Here is a 1359-nt window from a genome sequence, read left to right on the forward strand (position 1 = left end):
CCTTTTGCCCCATCCAAACGCGAGCGCTTGCGATATCAGTTCCTGCGGCCGTTGGCATCAAGGTATCGTAGAATCGAAAACCGTAACTAAGAAGTTGCTTACTTTCTGATTCACGCACACTTTGGCTCTTCGCCCCCATGACAACTGCGATAAGGCGCATGTCGCCATTGGTGGCTGACGTCGCCAAACGGTAACCTGCACCACTGGTATAGCCCGTTTTCATCCCGTCAACGTTCATGCTGCGATCACGAAGTAAGCCATTCCGGTTATATTGAGTAATACCGTTGTACGTAAAAGACGTTTCACTGTACATCGGATAAATATCAGGCAGATCACGAATGATTGCTTGACCCAACTTAGCTATATCATGCGGTGTTGAATACAAACCATCGCTATCTAAACCGTGAGGGTTAGTAAATGAGGAATTCGTCAAACCAAGTTGACTCGCCCAACTATTCATTAAGCTAACAAAGCCTGCTTCGCTGCCAGCGACGTGTTCTGCAATGGCAACACTAGCATCGTTTCCTGACTGAACCACCAATCCTCGATATAAATCAGACAGAGACACAGACGTGTTTACTTCGATGCACATTTTGAAAGAATCTGGGAAGTTTTTCGCCCAAGCGTTGCGACTAATGACAACTTGATCATCGAGACTGATATTGCCAGCGTTTACTTCTTGTCCTGCAACATAAGCAGTCATCAACTTAGTTAAGCTCGCTGGGTTTAATCGCTTGTCTGCATCGCGCTCTACCAACACTTTACCTGTGTGATAGTCCATCAGTACATAACCGCGGGAGCTTAATTCAGGTGCATTAGGGACAACAGTTGGTGCAGCAAAGGCAAAGTGAGAGAAGGTAGCAAGGCCGGTAAGGAAAGTCGTGTTGAATAAGGTAATTTTTCTCATAGTGACATCTAATCTTATTAGCAATCTGTGGCTTACAAACTAAGTCGAGTATATTGAAACGCCATACAGTTACAGCAGTAATGTTACGATTCGTTACCTTTACTCAATATTTGTCGAGAAGAATGAGAGATGAGTAGAAATTTTCCGCCCATACATGTGATGCCCAAACGAGATCACGAAAGAACGGCCTCACGTCAATGACAGCGAGAATCCACATTTTTAGATAAGCAGATCTCTAAAACAAATCGTTCAAAATATGAAAAAGCACCCGCACAAACGGTGATGTCAGGGAGAGTACCTGTGCGGGCTTAAAAGGACAATTCAACCCAATAATTACAGAGCTGAAAAACTAGGGGTAATGAAAATCGGATAATCCAAGATCTTCAGTTGCGCTTATATTACTCACCTTACGTTTTATCTTGTTAGCTTCGCGTCAATACCAGAGTAATAGA

At 43.8% G+C, this 1359-nt stretch carries 1 protein-coding gene; it reads right to left on the reverse strand.

All coding sequences use genetic code 11. The features are described 5' to 3' along the window. On the reverse strand, positions 1-907 hold a 907-nt coding region (locus R7E78_RS24135; RefSeq protein WP_318058340.1), incomplete at its 3' end, for a D-alanyl-D-alanine carboxypeptidase family protein. Positions 908-1359: the final 452 nt, after the last annotated feature.

It is taken from the genome of Vibrio sp. YT-19(2023), from assembly GCF_033337395.1.